At 74.6% G+C, this 19893-nt stretch carries 20 protein-coding genes and 2 pseudogenes; 9 read left to right on the top strand and 13 right to left on the bottom strand.

What is annotated here, in order from left to right:
* The gene (locus D7318_RS27975; protein ID WP_120700017.1) at positions 1 to 600 is read right to left on the bottom strand and encodes a molybdopterin-dependent oxidoreductase; all 600 of its coding nucleotides are present in this window, start codon (positions 598 to 600) and stop codon (positions 1 to 3) included.
* Positions 601 to 872: 272 nt separating this feature from the next.
* On the opposite strand from D7318_RS27975, the gene D7318_RS27970 reads away from it, so the two are divergent.
* From D7318_RS27970 to D7318_RS35045, 3 genes and pseudogenes are all read left to right on the top strand, one after another.
* Complete coding sequence (locus D7318_RS27970) at positions 873 to 1406, top strand: PAS domain-containing protein (RefSeq protein ID WP_120700016.1); 534 nt, start codon at positions 873 to 875, stop codon at positions 1404 to 1406.
* Positions 1375 to 1533 (top strand): annotated as a pseudogene (locus tag D7318_RS35050) (hypothetical protein); the annotation flags it as partial. The gene D7318_RS27970 and the pseudogene D7318_RS35050, both read left to right, overlap by 32 nt.
* 379 nt (positions 1534 to 1912) lie before the next feature.
* Positions 1913 to 2350 (top strand): annotated as a pseudogene (locus D7318_RS35045) (PP2C family protein-serine/threonine phosphatase); the annotation flags it as partial.
* Between the two features lie 140 nt (positions 2351 to 2490).
* Here the strand turns inward: D7318_RS35045 and D7318_RS27960 are convergent.
* From D7318_RS27960 to D7318_RS27940, 5 genes are all read right to left on the bottom strand, one after another.
* Positions 2491 to 3414 carry a sirohydrochlorin chelatase gene (locus D7318_RS27960; RefSeq protein ID WP_120700014.1) on the bottom strand — a complete coding sequence of 308 codons (924 nt, stop codon included), beginning with the start codon at positions 3412 to 3414 and terminating at the stop codon, positions 2491 to 2493.
* A 165-nt stretch (positions 3415 to 3579) separates the two neighbouring features.
* A complete protein-coding gene (locus tag D7318_RS27955) occupies positions 3580 to 4596 on the bottom strand; it encodes an N-acetylglucosamine kinase (RefSeq protein ID WP_120700013.1) in 1017 nt (338 codons plus the stop codon).
* Positions 4593 to 5270, bottom strand: a complete 678-nt coding sequence (locus tag D7318_RS27950; RefSeq protein WP_120700012.1) for a uracil-DNA glycosylase — start codon at positions 5268 to 5270, stop codon at positions 4593 to 4595. Before D7318_RS27950 ends, D7318_RS27955 begins: the two co-directional genes overlap by 4 nt.
* A 73-nt stretch (positions 5271 to 5343) precedes the next feature.
* A complete protein-coding gene (locus D7318_RS27945; RefSeq protein WP_120700011.1) occupies positions 5344 to 6447 on the bottom strand; it encodes a WD40/YVTN/BNR-like repeat-containing protein in 1104 nt (367 codons plus the stop codon).
* 102 nt (positions 6448 to 6549) lie between these two features.
* Positions 6550 to 7905, bottom strand: coding sequence for an FAD-dependent oxidoreductase (locus D7318_RS27940; RefSeq protein ID WP_120700010.1), 1356 nt, complete (start codon positions 7903 to 7905; stop codon positions 6550 to 6552).
* A 149-nt stretch (positions 7906 to 8054) separates the two neighbouring features.
* Between D7318_RS27940 and D7318_RS27935 the strand changes: the two genes are divergently transcribed.
* On the top strand, positions 8055 to 8702 hold the full coding sequence (locus D7318_RS27935; protein ID WP_230424146.1) for a DUF6214 family protein: 648 nt from the start codon (positions 8055 to 8057) through the stop codon (positions 8700 to 8702).
* 22 nt (positions 8703 to 8724) lie between these two features.
* Here D7318_RS27935 and D7318_RS27930 read toward each other — a convergent pair whose 3' ends face one another.
* Positions 8725 to 9399: a DUF305 domain-containing protein gene (locus D7318_RS27930; protein ID WP_230424143.1), complete on the bottom strand. Its 675-nt coding sequence runs from the start codon at positions 9397 to 9399 to the stop codon at positions 8725 to 8727.
* Between the two features lie 105 nt (positions 9400 to 9504).
* Between D7318_RS27930 and D7318_RS27925 the strand changes: the two genes are divergently transcribed.
* Positions 9505 to 11019 (top strand): LVIVD repeat-containing protein, encoded by a 1515-nt coding sequence (locus tag D7318_RS27925; RefSeq protein WP_120700008.1) that lies wholly within the window; start codon positions 9505 to 9507, stop codon positions 11017 to 11019.
* Here D7318_RS27925 and D7318_RS27920 read toward each other — a convergent pair.
* From D7318_RS27920 to D7318_RS27905, 4 genes are all read right to left on the bottom strand, one after another.
* Positions 11001 to 11687 (bottom strand): TetR/AcrR family transcriptional regulator, encoded by a 687-nt coding sequence (locus D7318_RS27920; protein ID WP_120700007.1) that lies wholly within the window; start codon positions 11685 to 11687, stop codon positions 11001 to 11003. The two genes, D7318_RS27925 and D7318_RS27920, sit on opposite strands and share 19 nt — an antisense overlap.
* A gap of 172 nt (positions 11688 to 11859) precedes the next feature.
* Entirely contained in the window at positions 11860 to 12555 is a 696-nt protein-coding gene (locus D7318_RS27915) for an HAD family hydrolase (RefSeq protein WP_120700006.1), read from the bottom strand.
* A 44-nt stretch (positions 12556 to 12599) separates the two neighbouring features.
* Positions 12600 to 13541 carry a M56 family metallopeptidase gene (locus D7318_RS27910; RefSeq protein WP_120700005.1) on the bottom strand — a complete coding sequence of 314 codons (942 nt, stop codon included), beginning with the start codon at positions 13539 to 13541 and terminating at the stop codon, positions 12600 to 12602.
* Positions 13542 to 13605: 64 nt separating this feature from the next.
* The gene (locus D7318_RS27905) at positions 13606 to 14166 is read right to left on the bottom strand and encodes a DUF5134 domain-containing protein (RefSeq protein WP_120700004.1); all 561 of its coding nucleotides are present in this window, start codon (positions 14164 to 14166) and stop codon (positions 13606 to 13608) included.
* 92 nt (positions 14167 to 14258) lie between these two features.
* On the opposite strand from D7318_RS27905, the gene D7318_RS27900 reads away from it, so the two are divergent.
* Positions 14259 to 14855: a GNAT family N-acetyltransferase gene (locus D7318_RS27900; protein WP_120700003.1), complete on the top strand. Its 597-nt coding sequence runs from the start codon at positions 14259 to 14261 to the stop codon at positions 14853 to 14855.
* A gap of 12 nt (positions 14856 to 14867) precedes the next feature.
* Here the strand turns inward: D7318_RS27900 and D7318_RS27895 are convergent, their stop codons facing one another.
* Positions 14868 to 15551 (bottom strand): glycerophosphodiester phosphodiesterase, encoded by a 684-nt coding sequence (locus D7318_RS27895; protein ID WP_120700002.1) that lies wholly within the window; start codon positions 15549 to 15551, stop codon positions 14868 to 14870.
* Between the two features lie 177 nt (positions 15552 to 15728).
* Between D7318_RS27895 and D7318_RS27890 the strand changes: the two genes are divergently transcribed.
* Genes D7318_RS27890 through D7318_RS27880 form a run of 3 tightly spaced genes read left to right on the top strand, consistent with a single transcriptional unit; the run spans position 15729 to position 19013 of the window.
* Complete coding sequence (locus tag D7318_RS27890; protein WP_120700001.1) at positions 15729 to 17126, top strand: DUF6421 family protein; 1398 nt, start codon at positions 15729 to 15731, stop codon at positions 17124 to 17126.
* A 49-nt stretch (positions 17127 to 17175) separates the two neighbouring features.
* Positions 17176 to 17955 carry an SDR family NAD(P)-dependent oxidoreductase gene (locus D7318_RS27885; protein WP_120700000.1) on the top strand — a complete coding sequence of 260 codons (780 nt, stop codon included), beginning with the start codon at positions 17176 to 17178 and terminating at the stop codon, positions 17953 to 17955.
* Positions 17934 to 19013 carry a threonine aldolase family protein gene (locus D7318_RS27880; protein ID WP_120699999.1) on the top strand — a complete coding sequence of 360 codons (1080 nt, stop codon included), beginning with the start codon at positions 17934 to 17936 and terminating at the stop codon, positions 19011 to 19013. Before D7318_RS27885 ends, D7318_RS27880 begins: the two co-directional genes overlap by 22 nt.
* 63 nt (positions 19014 to 19076) lie before the next feature.
* On the opposite strand, the gene D7318_RS27875 is transcribed toward D7318_RS27880, so the two are convergent.
* Positions 19077 to 19796: a lysophospholipid acyltransferase family protein gene (locus D7318_RS27875; protein ID WP_120699998.1), complete on the bottom strand. Its 720-nt coding sequence runs from the start codon at positions 19794 to 19796 to the stop codon at positions 19077 to 19079.
* Between the last annotated feature and the right edge of the window lie 97 nt (positions 19797 to 19893).

Here is a 19893-nt window from a genome sequence, read left to right as displayed (position 1 = left end):
TCAGTCGCCCCTGACGCGCTGCTCGCGCCACGGGTCGCCGTAGTGGTGGTAGCCCATCTGCTCCCAGAACCCGAGCCGTTCATCGGGCATCAGCCGCACACCACGGACCCACTTGGCCGACTTCCAGAAATAGAGACGCGGAACGAGCATGCGCGCGGGACCGCCGTGCTCGGGGGCCAGCGGATATCCGTCGAAGGTGTGAACGAGCCAGGCCCGGCCGTTCCGCAGATCCGCCAGCGGGACATTCGTGGAATATCCGCCGTAGGACTCGAACATCGCGTGCACCGCCTCCGTTTCCACCCCCTCGAGAAACGCGTCCATCGGCACTCCGCGCCACCGGGTGTCGAATTTCGACCAGCGGGTCACACAGTGGATGTCGACGACCGGCTCCTCCTGCGGCAGCGCCATCATCGCGTCCCAGCCCCAGCGGTGCGCGACACCCTTTTCGCTGGTCAGGGTGAACTCCCAGTCGTCCGTGGCCACCTGGGGCGTCGGCCCCGCAGAGAGCACGGGAAAATCCTCCGTCGGATACTGCCCGGGCGGCAGCCGGTCGGCCACACCGCGCCGCCGGCCGCGAAATCCAGGAGAGAGCGATTCCACGACACCAACCTCCCAAGGAACGGATTTCCCCCACGGTGACACGGGCCGCCGAGGCCTCCTGGCATTTCCCCGCGCGGTGTTTCGCCACCCGCGAAACGGGCGGGGAAACGATCCAGGCAAGGCCCGGGAAAACGCTCTCCGCTCGCGGCCCCGCCGCCCCGGTCCACAATGATCCCCATCCGTCACGCGGCGGCCGAGGGTCCGTCTCTCCCGGGACCCCCCAGGGAGTCCCCGAGGAGACGGACCCCAGGTCCGAGAACCGGGCGCACACGATGGCCCCACCCGAACGCACCGGGCGCGACACGACCCACGCGCCGCTCCCGGCCGTCGCCGTGATCGACGCCGACGGCGTCGTCACCGGCTGGACGGCCGCCGCCGAGCGGCTCCTCGGCCACCCCGCCGACGCCGTGGTGCGCCGCCACGGCACGGCCCTCCTGGCCCCGAACGCCCGCACCCTGGCCGCCGCCCCACCTGGGCGGAACGGCCCCGGGCGGGGCACGCGTGGTCCGGCTTCGCCGAGGCCCGCCACCGCGACGGCCACGGCGTTCCCCCGGCACCTCCGGATCTCCCCGCCGCGCCGGGTGGGCGGCACGGAGTGGCTCGTGTCCGCCACCGCCGTGCCGGAGACGCGCGGTGGCAACGCCGTCGCGGAGGCGTTCCTGGAGTCCCTGCTGCACCGCGCCCCGGTGATGTCGAGCCTGTGGGACCGCGAGCTCCGCGCCGTCCGGCTCAACGACGCGGCCTCGCGGGAGACGGACGGCGCGCGACCGGTGGCTGGGGCGGCGGCTCGGCACGTTCACCGGTGAGTTCGACAGCGAGGCCCTCGAGGACGTCATGCGGCGCGTGCTGGACGACGGCGCGCCCGTCGTCGACCGCGAGATCCGGCGGCGGCCGGGCGCGGGGGAGCCGAGCCGCGCGTTCTCGATCTCGTTCTTCCGCCTCGACGGCCCCGACGCCCGCCCGCTCGGCGTGTGCGCCCTCGCCGTGGACATTCACCACGGCTCCACCCGCGAGCGCCTCGCCCTCGTCGGCCGTGCCGCTGGCCGCCGAGCCGCCGCAGCGGCTGAGCGCCGCCGACGACGGCCTCCCCGTCTTCCGCCGCGCCGCCATCACCACCGTCCACACCGACCTGCTCACCCTCGTACGGCGCCGCGGCGACACCATCCACGGGCCGCCGGACTCGCCGTTCACCCGCGTCCTGACCACCGGCGCGTCGTACGTCGCCCCCCGGCCGCGCGACGCGCACGGCGCCTGGCTCCAACGGGACGAGGCGCGCGCCGAGTTCGTCCGGCGGACCGGAACGCACTCCCCGATGCTGGTGGCGCTGCGGGCCCGTGGCGAAGTGCTCGGCCTGGCCGTCTTCGCCAGGACGGGCGACTCACCGCCGTTCGAGAAGGACGACCTGCCGCCCGACCAACGCCTCGCCCACCTCGACGATCCGGTGGTGCGGCTGGCCGAGGAGAAGAACGCGGCCGACATCCGGCGCGTGGACCGGATCACCGGCGCCACATGCCTCTACGCCGGCTACGACCCCGCCACCCGGCGCTGCGCCCTCGCCCGCGCGGGACACCTCCCGCCCGCGGTGCTCGCCCTCGACAGCGCCTCCGTCGACTTCCCCGACCTGCCGAGCGGCAGCCCCATCGGCCTGGGCCTGAGCGCCTTCGAATCCGTTGAGGTGGACCTCGCCCCCGGCGCCGTGCTCGCGCTCCGCACGGACGGCCCGATCGAGACCCGCGAGGCCGACATCGACGCGGGCATGGCGCCCCTGAACGCACCGCCCCCGAACGAACGCCGGACGACTCACCCCCCGAACGACGCGGCCCCGGCGCCGCGTTCCCCCGTGGAGGGGGCGACGACCGGGGTCGGGAGAGTCCGGGTGGTGCGGGGGCCTCAGCGCACCGAGGTGCCGTGCGGCGGGCGGTCGGGGGAGATGCCCACCTCGGCCATGTACGCGGACAGGACCAGCCTGCCCACGGCCGGGTACGCGCCCAGCGGCTCGGCGGACGGGCAGCCCGCCTCGTTGGCGCCCGCGGTCAGCAGCCCGTCGGGGATCTCGGGGCCGATCAGGCAGGGCGCCAGGGCCAGTTGCTGCGAGCCCGCCTCGGTCAGCCGCTCGGCGGTGGTCGCCACCGAGCCGTCGAGGTCGAGCGCCGCCGCGAGCACCGGGACGGCCAGCCGCGCGGACAGCAGCATGCCCGTGATGCCCGCCGCCTGCACCGCCTCCTCGCCGCCGATGGTGACCAGCACGATGCCGTCCGCCGCGGTGGCCACGGTGAACAGCCGGGCGCGGTCGGCGCGGGCCAGCCCCGCCTCGGAAAGCCGGACGTGGACGGCCTCCGCCAGCAAGGGGTGCGGGCCCAGCACATCGGTCAGCGCGGCGCCCGTGCCGCTGTCGAGCACGGCCTGCCGTATCACGCGCTGGTGGGCGCTGTCCGGGCCCGCGAGGAGCGGCACCACGACCGGCGCGGGCCAGGCCATGGCCTCCTGCTCGACATCCTCGCCGTCGGGGCCCCCGCCGTCCCCGCCGTCCTCGGCCGCCTCGCTCAACACCCTCCGCAGCGAGGGGAACTCCTCGTCGGCGCTCTCCACATAGCCGACCCGGGCGTCGAGACCGGGCAACTCGGAGCGCGCGATGCTCACCACCTCCTCGGCCAGCGACCGGGTCGCCGACGAGGGGGTGCCGGGCACGGCGAGCACCAGCGCCGGGGCGCCCTCGGGCGCGGTCACGGGCTCCGGGCGGCGGTGGCGTCCGGGCTGACGGGGGCGCGGCATGCGTACGGGGAGGCCGGACGAGGGCCCTGAGGAGGAGCTCATGTCGCCGCATGTTAATGCCTTGATGTGCTTGGCTGTTCGCCAGGGGTGACGCGGTCCGGGTCTGTCCTGATATATCCCGCGCGTCCGTGTGAAACCATGATCGGCGCCTTAACAACAGGTCTCACGCGACCCCCGCACGACTCCCGCGTGACTTCTGTGCGACTCTCACACGACATGGAGCAGCGCCGCGTCGGACGGCAACGCCAGATCGCCCCGGGCCAGCCCGGCCGCGATCAACAGCGCCCCGTCGAGCGGGCCACCGGCCGCCGCCACCACGGCGGCGCCCGGGAGGCATCGGGCCAACTCCTCGCGCAGCGGCCCCATCAGCGGCTCGCCCAGCCTGAACAGCCCACCGGTCAGGGCCACCTCGCCCCCGCCCTCCGGTGGGGACACCGCCGCCGCGGTGGCGGCGATCTCCCGCGCGGCCCCGCGCATGATCCCGGCGGCCACCGGATCGGCGGGATCGCCCGCCGCGCACGCGGCCACCTCGGGGGCGAACGACGCCAGCACCGCAGGCCGGTCGCTCCGCGGATACAACCGCGCGGGCAGCCCGGTGGGCGGACCGAACACGGCCACCGCGCGCTCCAGCAGCGCGCCCGAGCCGCCCGCGCGCCCGTCGTGCGCCCGGAACGCCGCCTCGAGGCCCGCCCTGCCGATCCAGGCCCCGCCTCCGCAGTCACCCAGCAGATGGCCCCAGCCGTCCGCCCGCCGCCACTCCCGCAGATCCGTGCCCAGCGCGATCATGCCCGTGCCGCCCGCGACGACCGCGCCGGGGCGGGCGCCCAGGGCCCCGGCGTAGCCCGTCACGGCGTCGGCGGCCAGCGCCACCCGCCGCGCGCCCAGCTCCGCCTCGAGCGCCCCGGGCAGCTCGGCCCGCAACTGCCCGCCCAGCGTGGCCATCCCGGCCGCGCCCACGCACACCGCGTCGACGCGCTCCGCCGCCACCTCGGCCAGCAGCCCGCGGACCGCGGGGACCAGCAGCTCCAGCAGGTGCCCTGCGTCGATGCCGCGCTCCCCGGTGCGCACCGGCGCCCGCTCCACCACCCCGCCAGGCGCCTGCTCCACCACCCCGCCACGCGCCGGCGCCGCCTCCTCGGCACGCGCCAGCGCGAGTCGCAACCCTGAGCCGCCCGAGTCGACGCCGAGCACCCAGCCCGCCCGCCCCCCGAGCGGCGCCGTCACGGCAGCTTCCAGTCGACCGGCGCCGCGCCCTGCTCCTGGAGCAGGGCGTTGGCCCGGCTGAACGGCCGGGAGCCGAAGAAGCCCCGGTCCGCCGACATGGGGGAGGGGTGCGCGGACTCCACCGCGGGAACGCCGCCCAGCATGGGCCGCAGCCCCCGCGCGTCCCGGCCCCACAGGATGGCCACCAGCGGCTTCCCCCGCGCGGCCAGCGCCCTGATGGCCTGCTCGGTGACCTCCTCCCAGCCCTTCCCCCGGTGCGCGCCGGGGCGGCGCGGCGCCGTGGTCAGCGCTCTGTTGAGCAGCAGGACGCCCTGCTCCGTCCAGGGCGTCAGATCACCCGTCGAGGGCCTGGGCAGGCCCAGGTCGGTGTTCAGCTCCCGGAAGATGTTCTCCAGGCTGCCGGGCAGCGGTCTCACCTCCGGCGCCACCGAGAAGCTCAACCCCACGGCGTGCCCGGGCGTCGGATACGGGTCCTGACCGACGATCAGCACCCGCACCTCCTCGAAGGGCTGCTGAAAGGCCCTCAACACCATGGGCCCCGCCGGGAGATAGGTCCGCCCCGCGGCGATCTCCGCCCGCAGGAACCCACCCATGGCGGTGATCCGGTCTGCCACCGGCGCCAGGGCAACGGCCCAGCCCGGCTCGACGATCTCGTTCAATGGTCGTGCTGCCACGGTCCGTCACCCTACTGGCCGCACACCACCCCGGTCCGCCGGGTCGCCCAAGATCCCCCTCCCGCGCCTCCGCTCAGTCGATCACCGCCGCCCGCACGCACAGCACATCCGGCAGGTGGGCCGCCAACTGGCGCCAGCTGTCACCGTCGTCCGCGCTGCCGAACACCTCGCCGTTGCGGTTCCCGAAGTACACGCCCGCCGGGTCCGCGTCGTCCGTGCACAGCGCGTCCCGCAGGACCGTCCCGTGGTGCGGCCCCTCAGGCAGCCCCGCGCCCAGCTCCTCCCAGCTGCCCCCCGCGTCCGCCGTCCGGTACACCCGGCAGCGCCGCCCGGCGGGCACCCGGTCGGCGTCCGCGTTCAACGGGAAGACATACGCCACCCCCGAGCGGCGCGGATGCGTGACGATCGGGAACCCGAAGTCGGACGGCAGGTCCCCGCCGATCGACGTCCACGACCCGCCGCCGTCGTCGCTGCGGTACACCCCCCAGTGGTTCTGGAGGAACAGCCGCTCCGGCAGCACCGGATCCCTGGCCACCTTGTGGACGCACTGCCCGAACTCGGGGAAGCGCTCCGGCTGGAAGACCACCTCCACCCCCCGGTTCGACGGGGACCAGCCGCCGCCCGCGTCCGCCGCCCGGTAGACCCCGCCGGCCGAGACGGCCACCAGCAGGTCCTCCGCGCCGCCGGGCCCGGTGAGCACCGTGTGCAGCCCGAGCCCCCCGCCGCCCGGCTCCCACCGCTCCCGCGTGGGGTGCTCCCACAGCTCCCGCACCAGCTCGAACGACTCCCCGCCGTCCGCCGAGCGGAACAGCGCCGCCGGCTCCGTGCCCGCGTACACCACCCCCGGCTCGTCGGCCCCCGCGGGCTGGAGCTGCCACACCCGCTCCAACGACGTCCCCGTCCCCTCGGGGAAGCGCACCGCGGGCCGCTCGGGCTCCCGCCACGTCGCCCCCAGGTCGTCGGAGTGGAACACCGAGGGCCCCCAGTGCGCGCTGTCCGCGCCGACCAGCAGCCGCGGCCCGCCCGCGGGCCGCCGGTCGATCGCCACCGCGTACACCGCCTGCGCCGCGAAGTGCGGCCCGTCGAACTCCCAGGGCCCCGCGGCCCGGCGCGTCACCGCGCGCCGCGCCAGGAACAGCCCCTTGCGCGTCCCTACCGCCACCAGCACGTCCGACATCTCCGACCACCTCGCCGAGCCTCGTGTCACCAGTACGGCCCAGTGTGGACCCCACCACTGACAATCACGCCCGCCGCGTGGACCCCGGCCGCCCCACGCGCCTCACGAGCGCCGCGCCGCCGCCAGCAGCCCGTCCCAGTCCGCGATCTTCACCGTGCCGCGGGAGAGCGTCCGCCCCAGCGCCGCCTCCGCCCGCTCGATGCCGAGCCACCCGTGCCACTCCACCGGCGCCAGCCCCAGGTCCCGCAGCGCCTCCAGCGGATCGGACCCCACCACCGCGCGCCCGGCCAGCGCCGCCCCGTCCTCGAGCACCGAGCCCGCCGTCTCCTTGCCGCACGAGCGGTTCGAGCCGATCACCCCCGTGGGCCCGCGCTTGATCCACCCCGCGACGTACTCGCCCGGCGACGGCGCGCCCTCCCGCAGCACGCGCCCCCGCTCGTGCGGCACCGTCCCGGTCTCCGGCGCGAACGGCAGCCCCGGCAGCGCCACCCCCCGGTACCCGACCGAGCGCAGCACAAGGCCCGCCTCGATCTCGGAGAACTCCCCGGTCCCCACCACGCGCCCCGACGCGTCGGGCGCCGTCCGCTCGAACCGCACCCCGCGCACCGCACCCCGCCCGTCGTCCAGGATCTCCGCGGGCCGCAGGAAGAACCGCAGATGGATCCGCCGCCCGCGCTCCCCTGGCGCCGCGTGGGCCCAGCCGCGCAACGCCGCGACGTTCCGCTTCGCCGCGCCGGGCAGCCCCGAAGGGTCGAGGTAGTCCGGGTCCGCGACCAGCTCCTCCTCGCGCACCACCACGTCCGCGCCCGGCAGGCCGCCGAGCTCGCGCAGCTCCTTGGTGGTGAACTTCGCCCGCGAGGGGCCCCTTCTGCCCACCATGTGCACGTCACGCACCGCGCTGACGGCCAACGCGTCGAGCGGCGCCTGCGGCATGTCCGTGGCCCGCAGCTCGTCCGCGCCCCTGGCCAGGATGCGCGCCACGTCCACCGCCACGTTGCCCACCCCGATCACCACGGCGCTCGCCACGTCGAGCGGGAAGCCATGGCCGACGGCGTCGGGGTGGGCGCTGTACCAGGAGACGAAGTCGGTGGCCGAGTAGCTGCCGACCAGGTCCTCGCCGGGGATGCCGAGCCGCCGGTCCCTTGCCGCGCCCACGCAGTACACCACCGCGTGGTAGATCGAACGCAGCTGGTCGGCCGAGACCCCGCCCTCGCCGACCGGGACGTTCCCGAGGAAGCGCACCCCGGGCCGCTCCAGCACCTGACGCAGCGTGCCCTGGAGCGACTTGATCTTCTCGTGGTCGGGCGCCACGCCGTACCGCACCAGTCCGTAGGGGCAGGGCAGCCGGTCGAGCACGTCCACCGCGACGGGGGCAGGGAGCGCGTCCTGCTGATCGAGGATGGCCTGAGCGGTGTACACGCCGCTCGGCCCGGATCCGACAACTGCGATGCGAAGCATGTCAGGGCTCCTTGTTCCGCCGAGTCCGGACGGACACTTCAGCATCTCACCGAAGGCGCCCCCGCGGGAGTGAGCTGACGGGGTGCTGTGCGTCGGGACCACGCGTGCCGCGCGGCGCGGCCACGGCCCCGAGGTTCTACGTTGCCCCCGTGGCGAAGAGTAGCTTTTCCGGCTTTCCGGGCGGCCGTCAGCCGGACGGCCCAACGCCGGACGAGCCCACGCGCGCCCCCGTCCGCTGGGAGCCGCGCGGCCACGGATCCGCCTCGGCGCCCGACGACGCGGGCGGGCTGCCGCCCTGGTTCAGTGTCGGCCTGGTCCTCGCCGACGGCGCCCGCCTCGATGTGCTCGCCCAGGTCAGCGAGGGGCGGCTGCTCATCGAGGACATGCGCGCCGACCCGCCGTTGCCGGTCGAGGGCCTCGGCGCCCTCACCGAGCGCATCGCGGAGCCGCTGCGCGACGCCTGCCGCGCCCTGACCGGTCGTTATGGAACGTCCCTCGCCGAGCCCGCCACCCACGGCACCCCGCACGAGCCGCGCCCCGAGCCCGCGACCGGTGGCCCGGAGCCTGACGAGCCGTCCCCGGCCGGGGAACGCCCCCGCCACCGCGCCACCCGGCGCCGCCGCGGCGCGCACGACCGCCGCCGCGCCGCCGACGCCTACCTGGCCGCCCGGCGGGACGGGCGCGACCCCGTGCTCGCCGTCATGGCCGTCACCGGGCGCAGCCGCCGCCGCGCGCTGCGCCTGATCGCCGCCGCCCGCGACAAGGGCCTCCTGCCGCCCCGCCACGCCCGCCGCTGACCAGGGCATGGCGCGCGGGGCGTCACCGCAGGTCCTCCATGCGCCCGATCTCCGCCGTCTGCGACGTGATCACCTCGCTGGCCAGCTGCTCCACCAGCACGTCGCCGACCCCGGCGAGCGCCTCCGTGGCCATCGACACCGCGCCCTCGTGGTGGGTGATCATCAGGTCGAGGAAGAGCGCGTCGAACTCCTCGCCCGTGGCCGCCCCCAGCTCCGCCAGCTGCTCCGGCGTCGCCATGCCAGGCATCGTCGACGGATCGTGCTCCTGGTGCCCCTGATCCGCCTCGTGCCCGGCGTTGCGCGTCAGCCATGCCTCCATCACGTCGATCTCCGGGCCCTGCGCGCCCGCGATGCGCTCGGCCAGGCTGCCGACGCCCCGCGCCTCCGCGTGCTCGTCGGCGAGGTCGGTCATCTCGAGCGCCTGCTCGTGGTGATCGATCATCATCCGCATGAACGCGAAGTCGGACGCGGTCGGCTCGACGCCCTCGCCACCGGCCTCCCTGGCCTCCTCGGGCGACAGCGTCCTCGCGTCCTCGCCGGGACCCTCGGGAGCGATCACCGCGGGCCCCTCGCCGCCTGCCCCCTCGTCGTCCGATGACGACGAGCCACCGCCCGAGCACCCGGCGAGCAGGGCGAAGGACAGAGCCGCGACAACGGCGGAAGAAGCGCCGGTCAGGGGTCGATGGCGGTCGGTCAACGCTCCTCCTCGGGTACGGGGTGAGTCAGGGCACACCATCTATTTTGTTATGCACATGACTGTGACAATACTGGGGCGATCCTCGGAGCAACCAACTCCGCACGGATGCACACGAGTACGAGGGAGGACGCGGTGACATCGTTGCACAGAACGCCCTTTCGGCGCAGACGACTGGGCGTGACCTTCGTGGTGGCCGGACTGCTGGCCGCGGTCGGCATGACCGGTCCCGCGGCGGCGGTCCCGGGCCCGGGGGACGAAGCCCCCACGGTCCAGGAGCAGCTCTCCGACAGTCGGCGCGCGCAGACCGAGGCCGCCATCGAGAGCGGCGAGATACCCGGGATCGACGAGATCGTCCACAGCGACAACCTGACGCCCGTGGCGGACGTCCCCCGTGCGGAGGGCCTGGCCGGGACGAACTCCGACCTCGCCTTCCAGGGCCGTTACGCCTTCGCGGGCAACTACGACGGCTTCGTCGTCTACGACATCAGGCGTCCGAGCGACCCCCGGATCGTCGCCCGGGTGCTCTGCCCCGGCGGCCAAGGCGACATATCCGTCTCCGACGACCTGCTCTTCCTCTCCGTCGACTCCTCCCGCAGCGACGACTCGTGCTCGAGCACGGGCCTGCCCGCCACGGAGGAGGAGGCGTGGGAGGGCGTGCGTGTCTTCGACATCAGCGACCCGCGCAGCCCCGAGTACGTGGCCGCGGTCGAGACGCCCTGCGGCTCGCACACCCACACCCTGGTGCCCGAGCGGCGGAACGTCTACGTCTACGTCTCCTCCTACTCACCCAGCCCGACGTTCCCCGACTGCCAGCCGCCGCACGACGGGATCTCCATCGTGAAGGTGCCGAGGGACCACCCCGAGCGCGCCAGGCTCTCCAGCTTCGAGGTCGTCTTCCCCGACGGCGGCTTCCCCGGTGACGAGAACAGCTCGGCCACCAGCGGCTGCCACGACATCACCGCCTATCCCGACCTCGACCTGGCCGCCGGCGCCTGCATGGGCGACGGCGTGCTGTTCGACATCTCCGAGGCGGACTCGCCACGGGTCATCGACACCGTCAGGGACGAGGAGCACTTCGCGTTCTGGCACTCGGCGACGTTCAGCCAGGACGGCCGCAAGATCGTCTTCACGGACGAGCTCGGCGGCGGTGGCGGCGCCATGTGCAACGAGGAGATCGGCCCCGAGCTGGGCGCCAACGGCATCTACCACGTGCGGGGCCGCGGCGACGACCTCCGCCTCGACTTCCAGAGCTACTTCAAGATCCCCCGCCACCAGGCCGACACCGAGAACTGCGTCGCGCACAACGGCTCCCTGGTCCCCGTCCGCGGCCGCGACATCATGGTGCAGTCGTGGTACCAGGGCGGCGTCTCGCTGTGGGACTTCACCGACTCCGGCAACCCACGCGAGATCGGCTACTTCGAGCGCGGCCCGATCACCGAGGACGTCCTCTCCTTCGGCGGCTCCTGGTCCGCCTACTACTACAACGGCTACGTCTACTCCAACGACCAGAAGGGCCTCGACGTCCTGCGCATCGACGACCGCAGGACCGACGGCGCGGACCGGGTCAGGCTGGACGAGCTCAACGTCCAGACCCAGCCCGACTACTTCTCCCGTCGCTGACCGGTCACCGGGGAGCCGGTGCCAGGGGCGGTGACGCCCGTCCTGGGTGTCCCGCCGGGCGGTTCGTCGCCCGGCGGGACACCCAGGCGCCACGCGAGGCCGTAACGGTCGAAGAGCTCGGCCCGCAGCCGGGCCAGCGGCATCGGCGCCCCGGGCAGCAGCTGCGCCACCACCACGCCCATCAGCAGCGCCCGCAGCAGCCGGTAGTCCGCGTCCGGATCGGCCGAGCCGTAGCGCACGACGGTCTCCCGCAGCAGCGCCGCGAGCCGCTGCTGCTCCACGCACTGGATGAACCCCTCCTGCTGGAGCAGGCCCGCCATGTGCGCGCGCATCAGCACCGGGCGGTCCCTGGCCAGCCCCATGATCGCGTCGATCGCGCGCGCCATGTACTCGTCGCCCGCGTCGGGCCCGGTCGGCGGCGGCTCCCGTTCGAGCGCCTCGTCGAGCGTGAGGTGCATCAGGCGGTGCACCGCGGACTGGAGGAGCTGGCGCTTGCCGGGGAAGTAGTACGAGATCAGCCCGCGTGCCGAGCCCGCTCGGTCGGCGATGTCCCCCAACGTCGTGGCCTCGAATCCGCGTTCGGACACCAGCTCGATCGTGGCCTCGAGGAGCCGTCGGCGAGAGCGTCGGCGCATTTCTTCATTGACCGAAGCGCTTCGAGGGGACATGCTTGGACTCCCATTGACTGGCTCACAGTCAATATACTCAGCACCAACCCGGACAGCTGCCCCGGTCGGCGCAGCCCTGTCCACGGCCGGTGGCGGTATCGGGCGGCGCGGGGGACCGCCCGATACCGTCCACCGGTGCCCCGGACGCCGCTCCCCGAGGGCTCCCGGTGCTTCAGCCGACCAGTCGCAGCACCGGCAGCAGCCCGTCGGGGCGCTGGTCCACGGGGCGGTGCCGCACCAGGTGCACCGCGCAGCCGATGGCCGCGGCCCCGGCGTCCGCGACCGCGTCGTCCCCGACCATCAGGGCGTGCTCGGGCGCCACCCCCAACGCGTCGCACGCCACCCGGAACAGCCGCGCGTCCGGCTTCTGGATCCCGTGCTCGAACGACAGCGCGTACGTGGCGATCAGGTCGCCCAGGCCGTGCGCGCGGAAGACCGGGCGCACGTCCCAGCCGATGTTGCTCACCACCGCCACCCCCACGTTCCGCCGCGCCAGCTCGCGCAGCACCAGCTCGGTGTCCGGGTAGGGGTGCCAGGCGACCGGGTCCCAGTGGCGCTCGTACAGCGCGTCGTAGAGCTCCGGATAGGGCAGCGGCACCTGGCGGGAAAGCGCCACGTACAGGTCGCGATGGCGGGTGACGTCCCGATCGCGCTCGTCCCACAGGTCCTGGAGCCCCGGCGGGATCGAACGGGGCGACTCCCCGCCGGGCAGCGCGCCGACCGACTCCAGCTCGGCGGCGTACCGCGCGACGTCCGCGTCGTCGAGCGATCTGCCGGTCATGCGCAGCGCGGCCCGCACCCAGGAGACCGCGGGCTCGACGCGCATGAGGGTTCCTGAGAAATCGAAGAGGACGGCTTCGACGGGCATGACCCGATCCTCCCCCGACCGCCGCTCCCGGTGCCAGCGGGGCGTCAGCCGCCCAGGGCCCGCAGCCCGGGGGCGAACGCGACGAGCAGCGGCACCGCGGGCACCAGCGTCGCCAGCGCCGTCAGCCGCAGCCGACGCGCGGCCGTCAGCCGCTCGCCGGGGGTCAGCAGGCGGTGCACCCGCTGCGGGACCTGCGCGTGGTGGCCCTCGTGCGCGAAGACGCCGCGGTCCTCGTTCAGCCCGACCAGCGCGAGCGCCGTGGTCAGCCGCCCGAAGCGGCGGGAGGCGACGTCGTCGGCGGCCAGCTCCACCAGCCGGTGCACCTGCTGCCGGAACGCGTCGAAGACAGGGACCAGGGGGAACCCGCTGGCCAGCGCGCCCGAGCAGTGCAGCAGCCAGTGGTGCCTCGCCCGCGCGTGGCCCCGCTCGTGGGCGAGCACCGCGTCCAGCTGCCTGCGGTTGAGCCGACGGAGCGCGCCCGTCGTGATGACCAGGCGGCCGGTGGGCCCCGGCAGCAGCCAGGCGTCGGGGCGTTCGTCCTCGAGCACCACGAGCCGGTCGCCCGCGTCGGCCGCCTCCCACGGCAGCCGGGGGGCGCGCGCCAGCAGCTCGGCATGGCGCCTGCGGCGCGCGGCCCGCGCCGCGCGCACCTCGCGGGTCAGCATCACGGCCGTCCACGCGCCGCCGCAGGCCAGCAGCACCGCGACGGCGGCGGCCCAGCTCTGCCCCTCGGGGTGCAGGGCGTAGGCGTCGACCACCTGGCTCGGCGCCGGCGCGAACACCTGGCCGCGCACGCCCTGCCACGCCGCGGCGCCCGACAGCGCCATCGCCAGGACGCAGCACAGCAGCACCGCCGCGACGACGCACTGCCACACCCACAGCGCGAGCACCGGCTCGCGATCGGGCCAGGAGACGCGCGCCAGCAGCCGCGGCGCCGTCGCCGCGGTGAGCGCGCCGAGCACCAGCAACGTGATGGCGATCACCATGACGCCACCTTAGATCCCGCCCCCGGCGACCGGGAACGGGCGGTCCCGTCACGTGACGGACGCCTCACACCGTGAGCAGCATCGCGAACATCGCCACCGCGAGCGTCATCCTGCACCCCGCGGCGACCTCGGGGAACGCGCCCCCGCGCCCGGCGGCCGCATGACCGCCCGCGCCATGGGCCCGACCGCCGACCGCGGGGAGCAGCCGGGGCGCGCTCGCCAGCGCGTAGAGCGCGAAGTACGCCAGCAGCGCCCCCGTCAGCAACGGCACGCCCCCCGGCCCATGCCCCGCGTGCCCCGACGCGGACCCGGCCGTGGCCATCGCCACCGCCATGTACACCATCGCCAGCCCCTCCACGACGTGGTGCGCCTGGTGCGCCACCCCCGCGACGAGCAGCGCGGCGGCCCACAGCGCGGTCGCCCCGAACAGCACCGCGAACGCCGCGGGCGGTCGCTCCGGCGCCCCCGGCACGGCCATCGCCGCCATCCCGATGCCCATCACCGCCTCGACGCAGGCAGCCTGCCGCGCCAGCGGCGGCCCCACGCGGGCGCGCACCAGACAGTACCCACCGGTGAGGCCGCACAGCGCGGCCAGCAACCAGCCGACCAGCCCAGGGGTGTGCATCGCTCACCTCCCCGCGGAAGTGATGCCCGCGCCGGGGTCGCGATACGGGAGCGCACGGGGGCGCGGGGGAGCGCACCCGTTACGATGCCCGCGTGACGGCGACAACCGGGCTCAGCTTCCGCGCCGCGACCGAGGCCGATGTGCCGGACGTGGTGGCGCTGGTCGAGTCGGCGTACCGCGGCGACGCCAGCCGCGTCGGCTGGACGACCGAGGCGGACATCCTGGACGGCAGGCGCACCGGCGCGGACGAGGTGGCCCCCGCCGTGCTCGACCCCACCACCCTGCTGCTGCTCGCCGAGAGCGGCGGCGAGCTGGTCGCCTGCTGCCTGGTCTCCCGCGCCCACGACCAGCCGAGTGACGAGCCGATGGCCGGGTCGGCGGCCTCGGGGCCCGAAGTCGCCGGGCCCGCCGCCCACTTCGGGATGTTCGCCGTCCGCCCCGGCCTCCAGGGCTCGGGCCTCGGCCGCCTGGTGCTCGCCGAGGCCGAACGCCGGGCCGCCGATGAGTGGGGCGCCCGGCGCATGGTCCTGGAGGTGATCTCCGTCCGGGACGCGCTGATCGCGTGGTACGAGCGCCGCGGCTATGCCCGCACCGGGCGGGTGAGCCCCTTCCCCTACGGCGACGAGCGCTTCGGCGTCCCGCGCCGCGCGGACCTGGAGTTCGCCGAGCTGGTCAAGCCGCTGACCTGACGCCCCACGCGCTCACGCCGCGGCCCCGGCGGCGCGCACGATCTCCGGGCTGTCGGTCACCACCCCGTCGAGCCCCAGCTCCCTGACCCGCGCCAGGTCGGCGTCGGTGTTCACCGTCCAGCTGATGACCGCGAGCCCCGCGGCGTGCGCCCGTTCCACCACCGCGGCGTCGAGCGCCCGGAGCTCGCAGGAGATCATCCCCGCGCCCAGCGCCCGCGCGCGCTCCGGCGCGCTGCCCGTGGACGCGCCGGTCACCAGCGCCATCGCCACCTCGGGCAGCAGCCGCCGGGTCTCGGCCAGCGCCTCGTCGTGGAACGAGATCACCGTCACCCGGCGCCCCAGGCCGCGCTCCTCGATCAGGCCCGCCAGCACGCGCGCCGCCGCCGGATCCTTGATCTCGGCCTGGAGCGGGGCGCCCACCGCGTCCACCACCTCCGTGAACAGCGGGATCCGCTCGCCCAGGCCCGCGTCGAGATCCCGCAGCTCGGCGAGGGTCAGCTCGGCGATCGGGCCCGAGCCGTCGGTGGTCCTGTCCACCTCGGCGTCGTGCATCACCACCAGCTCGCCGTCCTTGCTCAGGTGCACGTCGAGCTCGATGACGTCGAGCCCGGCCCGGTCGGCCCGGCGGAAGGACCGCAGGGTGTTCTCCGGCTCGACGGCCATCAGCCCGCGGTGTCCGACAGTCAGCAGCGCCATGCGGATCACCCTAGGCGCCGCCGGTGGACGCCCGTTGAACGCCGTCCACCGGGACGCGAACGCTCTCCCGCCGGATCCGCCGCCCCCCGGACAGCCGACGGCCGCTTGCGCGGTTGATCGAAGGATCTTCTCCAGATACCGTGATTCCACGCGAATATCTGCTGTGAAGGAGGGGTCATGACGGAAACTATGGCGTCGATCAGCTCGAACGGCGGCGGTTCGGCGGCCACCCCCGTCGTCGCGCATCCCGCCTGGGGGGCCCTCAAGGAGGCCGTGGAGACCATCCGCCAGGACCAGTCGAAGGACGGCTCCGTCGACTTCGCCGCCGAGGGCGCGCCCGACCGGGCCGACCTCGCCCTGGCGGTCGACCGCGCCGTCGCCGCCGTCGACGAGCTGGCGCCCCTGCTGCCGCACGACGCCGAATACCACCGCGCCGTGGTCGCCGACCTGCGCCGCTGGGCCGACGACGGCTTCGGCGTCCCCGACTTCCTCGACTCCCTGCTGGCCTTCCGGCCCACCGCCACCCGTGCCGACGGCCGCCAGCACCTCGTCGTCTTCCCCATGTACACGCAGAACGGCAACCCCGACCGCAACCTGGAGGCCGTCGTCTTCCGCGTGGTGTGGCCCGACTGGCTGGCCGAGCTGGAGCGCGCCCGCTACGACAACCCCCTGTTCCTCGGCATCACGTTCGAGGACTTCACCGGCGGCTACGACACCAACTCCGCCGTGCTGTTCCCCGAGACCATCGCCGTGCGCAAGGCCCCCGAGCGCTTCTCCTGGGGCGCCATCTTCTGCGACCGCGAGGCCGCCCGCTTCCGCCGCGTCATCAGCGCGGCCTGCGACGTCACGAGCCTGGAGCTGCCCGACGAGGCCGCCGGGCTGCTCACCGACCAGGGGCGCTGCCAGGAGACGTTCGTGCTGTGGGACATGATCCACGACCGGACCCACAGCCACGGCGACCTGCCGTTCGACCCGTTCATGATCAAGCAGCGCCAGCCGTTCTGGATGTACGGCCTCGAGGAGCTGCGCTGCGACCTCACCGCCTTCGACGAGGCGGGGCGGCTGGCCGCCGACGGCTACGCCCAGGGCCGCGACGTCCAGTACGCCATCCTGCTCGACCGCCTCTTCCGCTTCCCCGTCACCGGCGAGCGCAACCGCAACTACGACGGGCTCGGCGGCCAGCTCCTGTTCGCCTACCTCCACCAGAACGACGCCCTGCGCTGGCGCGACAACCACCTGACGATCGACTGGGACCGGGCCCGCGCCACCACCGTGGCGCTGCGCGAGGAGATCGAGACCCTCTACCGCAGGGGCATCGACCGGCCCAAGATCGTCCACTGGCTCAAGGCGTACGAGCTGGTCTCCGCCCACCTCTCCCCGCACCCGGGGTCCCGCTGGGCCAAGGGACCGGAGGCGCTCGACCTCACGCTGCCGCCCCGCAAGCTGGTGGACGACGTGCTGCCCGACGAGTTCCCGCTGAGCCTGTTCTACGAGGCCCTCGCCAGGAAGCTCCGCACGGTGATCGCCTCGACCCGGGGCATCACCGCGGCCCCGACGGCCACCAGGGCCGCGTGAGCGCCCGCCGCGCCGCGCGGCATCATGGACGCGTGCAAGGAGACGTTCGATGACCTCAACCACCCCCGCCCCACCGGAGGGTCCACGGCTCGGAGCGCTCCGGGGCGCCGTGGTGGCCGTCGCAGGAGCCGGCGGCCCCGCGGGCCACGCCGCCCTGCTGCGGCTCGCCGAGGCCGGCGCCACCGTCGTGGCGGCCGATGCCGACGCCCAGCGCCTCGCCGAGGGCGTGGACGCGGCCCGCTTCGCCCACGGCGGCGCCACCGTCACCGGCGACACCGTGGACCTGCTCGACCCGGCCGCCACCCGCGCGTGGGCGGACAGGACCGAGAAGGAGTTCGGCCGCGTCGACGGCCTGGTCCACCTCGTCGGCGGCTGGCGCGGCTCCGCCTCCTTCGCCGAGACCGACCTCGCCGACTGGGACGTGCTGCACGACCTGCTGGTGCGGACCGTGCAGCACACCTCGCTGGCGTTCGAGGCCGCGCTGGCCCGCGGCGGCAACGGGCGCTACGTCCTCGTCTCGGCCGCCGCCGCCGGCCGCCCCACCGCGGGCAACGCCGCCTACGCCGCCGCCAAGGCCGCGGCCGAGGCGTGGACACTCGCCCTGGCCGACGGCTTCCGCAGGACGGCCCCCGGCGGCCGACTCGCCGCGGCCGCCACCATCCTGGTGGTCAAGGCGCTGGTCAGCCAGCGGATGCGGGACGAACGCCCCGGCGCGGCGTTCGCGGGGTTCACCGACGTCACCGACCTCGCCGACGAGATCTGCCGCCTGTGGGCCCGGCCCACCGAAGACGTGAACGGAACCCGCCAGTGGCTGACCCGCACGCCGTGACGACCGAAGCCCACCGCCGCCACGACCCCGAGGCCAGGGGCTTCGCCAGCGACAACTACGCGGGCGCCCACCCCGAGATCCTCGCCGCCCTCGCCCTGGCCAACGGCGGCCACCAGTCGTCCTACGGCGCCGACGACTACACCGCCCACCTCCAGGACATCTTCCGCGCCCACTTCGGCCCCACCGCCGAGACCTACCCGGTGTTCAACGGCACGGGCGCCAACGTCGTCGCGCTCCAGGCCCTCACCGACCGCTGGGGCGCCGTGGTCGCCGCCACCAGCTCCCACATCCACACCGACGAGGGCGGCGCCCCCGAGCGCGTCGGCGGCCTCAAGCTGCTGCCGGTGCCCGCGCCCGAAGGCAAGCTCACCCCCGAGCTGATCGCCCGCGAGGCATGGGGATTCGACGACGAGCACCGGGCCACGCCCCAGGTCGTCTCGATCACCCAGTCCACCGAGCTCGGCACCGTCTACACCCCCGAAGAGATCCGCGCCATCAGCGACTTCGCCCACGAGCGCGGCATGACCGTCCACCTCGACGGCTCCCGGATCGCCAACGCCGCCGCCACCCTGGGGCTGCCGCTGCGCGCGTTCACCGCCGACGCGGGCGTCGACGTCCTCTCCTTCGGCGGCACCAAGAACGGCATGCTCTTCGGCGAGGCCGTCGTCGTCCTCACCCCGGGCGCCGCCCGGGCCATGCTCAACATCCGCAAGCTCTCCATGCAGCTCGCCTCCAAGATGCGCTTCGTCTCCGTGCAGCTCGAGGCGCTGCTCGCCGGGGACCTCTGGCTGCGCGGGGCCGCCCACGCCAACGCCATGGCCCGCCGCCTGGCCGAGGGCGTGCGCGACGTGCCGGGCGTCGAGGTGCTCCACCCGGTCCAGGCCAACGCCGTCTTCGCCCGCCTGCCGCACGACGCGGCCGAGCGGCTGCGCAAGCGCCACCGCTTCTACTTCTGGGACGAGGCGGCGGGCGACGTCCGCTGGATGTGCGCCTTCGACACCACGGAGGAGGACGTCGACGCCTTCCTGGCCGCGCTGCGCGAGGAGCTGGCCCGCTGAGGCGACGGGGGCGCGGCCCACATGGCACGCGCCCCCCGGGGAGGCCCCACCGCCCTGCGGGCGTCAGGGAGCCTGGGCCGCCGGGGGAGCGGGGGCCGTGCCACCCAGGTGGGCGGGCAGCCACCATGTGTCGTCAGGGCCCTTGGGCTTGCCCGGATAGGCGCGCTGGGCCGCCTCCAGCAGCTCCTGGATGCGCTCGCGCAGCCGCTCCGTGACGGACACCGCGGACTCGTCCTCGCCGACCGCCATCGGCTCGCCCACCCGTATCGTGATCGGCAGATGGCTCCGCCGCAGCTCGCGCTTGCGCCCCTTGGTCCACAGCCGCTGGGTGCCCCACAGCGCCACCGGAAGCACCGGCACCCCGGCCTGCTGCGCCATGCGCGCGGCCCCCGACTTGAACTTCTTCAGCGTGAACGAGGGGGAGATGGTCGCCTCGGGGAAGACGCCCACGATCTCGCCCGAGCGCAGCGCCGACACCGCCGCGTCGAACGCCTCCTCGCCCTGCGCCCGGTCCACCGGAATGTGCTTCATGGCCCGCATCAGCGGCCCCGACACCCGGTGCTTGAACACCGACTCCTTCGCCATGAACCGCACCAGCCGCCGCGCGGGCCGCGCCGCGAACCCCGCGAAGAGGAAGTCGAGATACCCGATGTGGTTGCTCGCCAGCACGGCGCCGCCGCGGCGCGGCACATGCTCGCAGCCGGCGATGTCGAAGCGCAGATCGAGCGCCTTGAACATCGTCCGCGCCGTCGCGATGACCGGCGGGTACACCAGATCTGCCATGGGGTCCTTCTTCCGAGCGGTGGGAACCTACGCTCCCGTAACTTACGGCGGTGCCCGATCGTGCCCGAAAGTGACGGCGAACACCACCCCTCTCACT

Source organism: Streptomyces radicis, assembly GCF_003626575.1.
Lineage (GTDB): Bacteria > Actinomycetota > Actinomycetes > Streptomycetales > Streptomycetaceae > Streptomyces > Streptomyces radicis.
This window is presented reverse-complemented; position numbering and strand designations above follow the sequence as displayed.

Excerpts from the sequence above, each read along its gene's own strand:
- D7318_RS27970 (WP_120700016.1), top strand. The coding sequence starts at position 873 with ATGGCCCCACCCGAACGCACCGGGCGCGACACGACCCACGCGCCGCTC.
- D7318_RS27960 (WP_120700014.1), bottom strand. The coding sequence starts at position 3,414 with ATGAGCTCCTCCTCAGGGCCCTCGTCCGGCCTCCCCGTACGCATGCCG.
- D7318_RS27945 (WP_120700011.1), bottom strand. The coding sequence starts at position 6,447 with ATGTCGGACGTGCTGGTGGCGGTAGGGACGCGCAAGGGGCTGTTCCTG.
- D7318_RS27940 (WP_120700010.1), bottom strand. The coding sequence starts at position 7,905 with ATGCTTCGCATCGCAGTTGTCGGATCCGGGCCGAGCGGCGTGTACACC.
- D7318_RS27925 (WP_120700008.1), top strand. The coding sequence starts at position 9,505 with ATGCACACGAGTACGAGGGAGGACGCGGTGACATCGTTGCACAGAACG.
- D7318_RS27920 (WP_120700007.1), bottom strand. The coding sequence starts at position 11,687 with ATGTCCCCTCGAAGCGCTTCGGTCAATGAAGAAATGCGCCGACGCTCT.
- D7318_RS27915 (WP_120700006.1), bottom strand. The coding sequence starts at position 12,555 with ATGCCCGTCGAAGCCGTCCTCTTCGATTTCTCAGGAACCCTCATGCGC.
- D7318_RS27910 (WP_120700005.1), bottom strand. The coding sequence starts at position 13,541 with ATGGTGATCGCCATCACGTTGCTGGTGCTCGGCGCGCTCACCGCGGCG.
- D7318_RS27905 (WP_120700004.1), bottom strand. The coding sequence starts at position 14,166 with ATGCACACCCCTGGGCTGGTCGGCTGGTTGCTGGCCGCGCTGTGCGGC.
- D7318_RS27895 (WP_120700002.1), bottom strand. The coding sequence starts at position 15,551 with ATGGCGCTGCTGACTGTCGGACACCGCGGGCTGATGGCCGTCGAGCCG.
- D7318_RS27890 (WP_120700001.1), top strand. The coding sequence starts at position 15,729 with ATGACGGAAACTATGGCGTCGATCAGCTCGAACGGCGGCGGTTCGGCG.
- D7318_RS27885 (WP_120700000.1), top strand. The coding sequence starts at position 17,176 with ATGACCTCAACCACCCCCGCCCCACCGGAGGGTCCACGGCTCGGAGCG.
- D7318_RS27875 (WP_120699998.1), bottom strand. The coding sequence starts at position 19,796 with ATGGCAGATCTGGTGTACCCGCCGGTCATCGCGACGGCGCGGACGATG.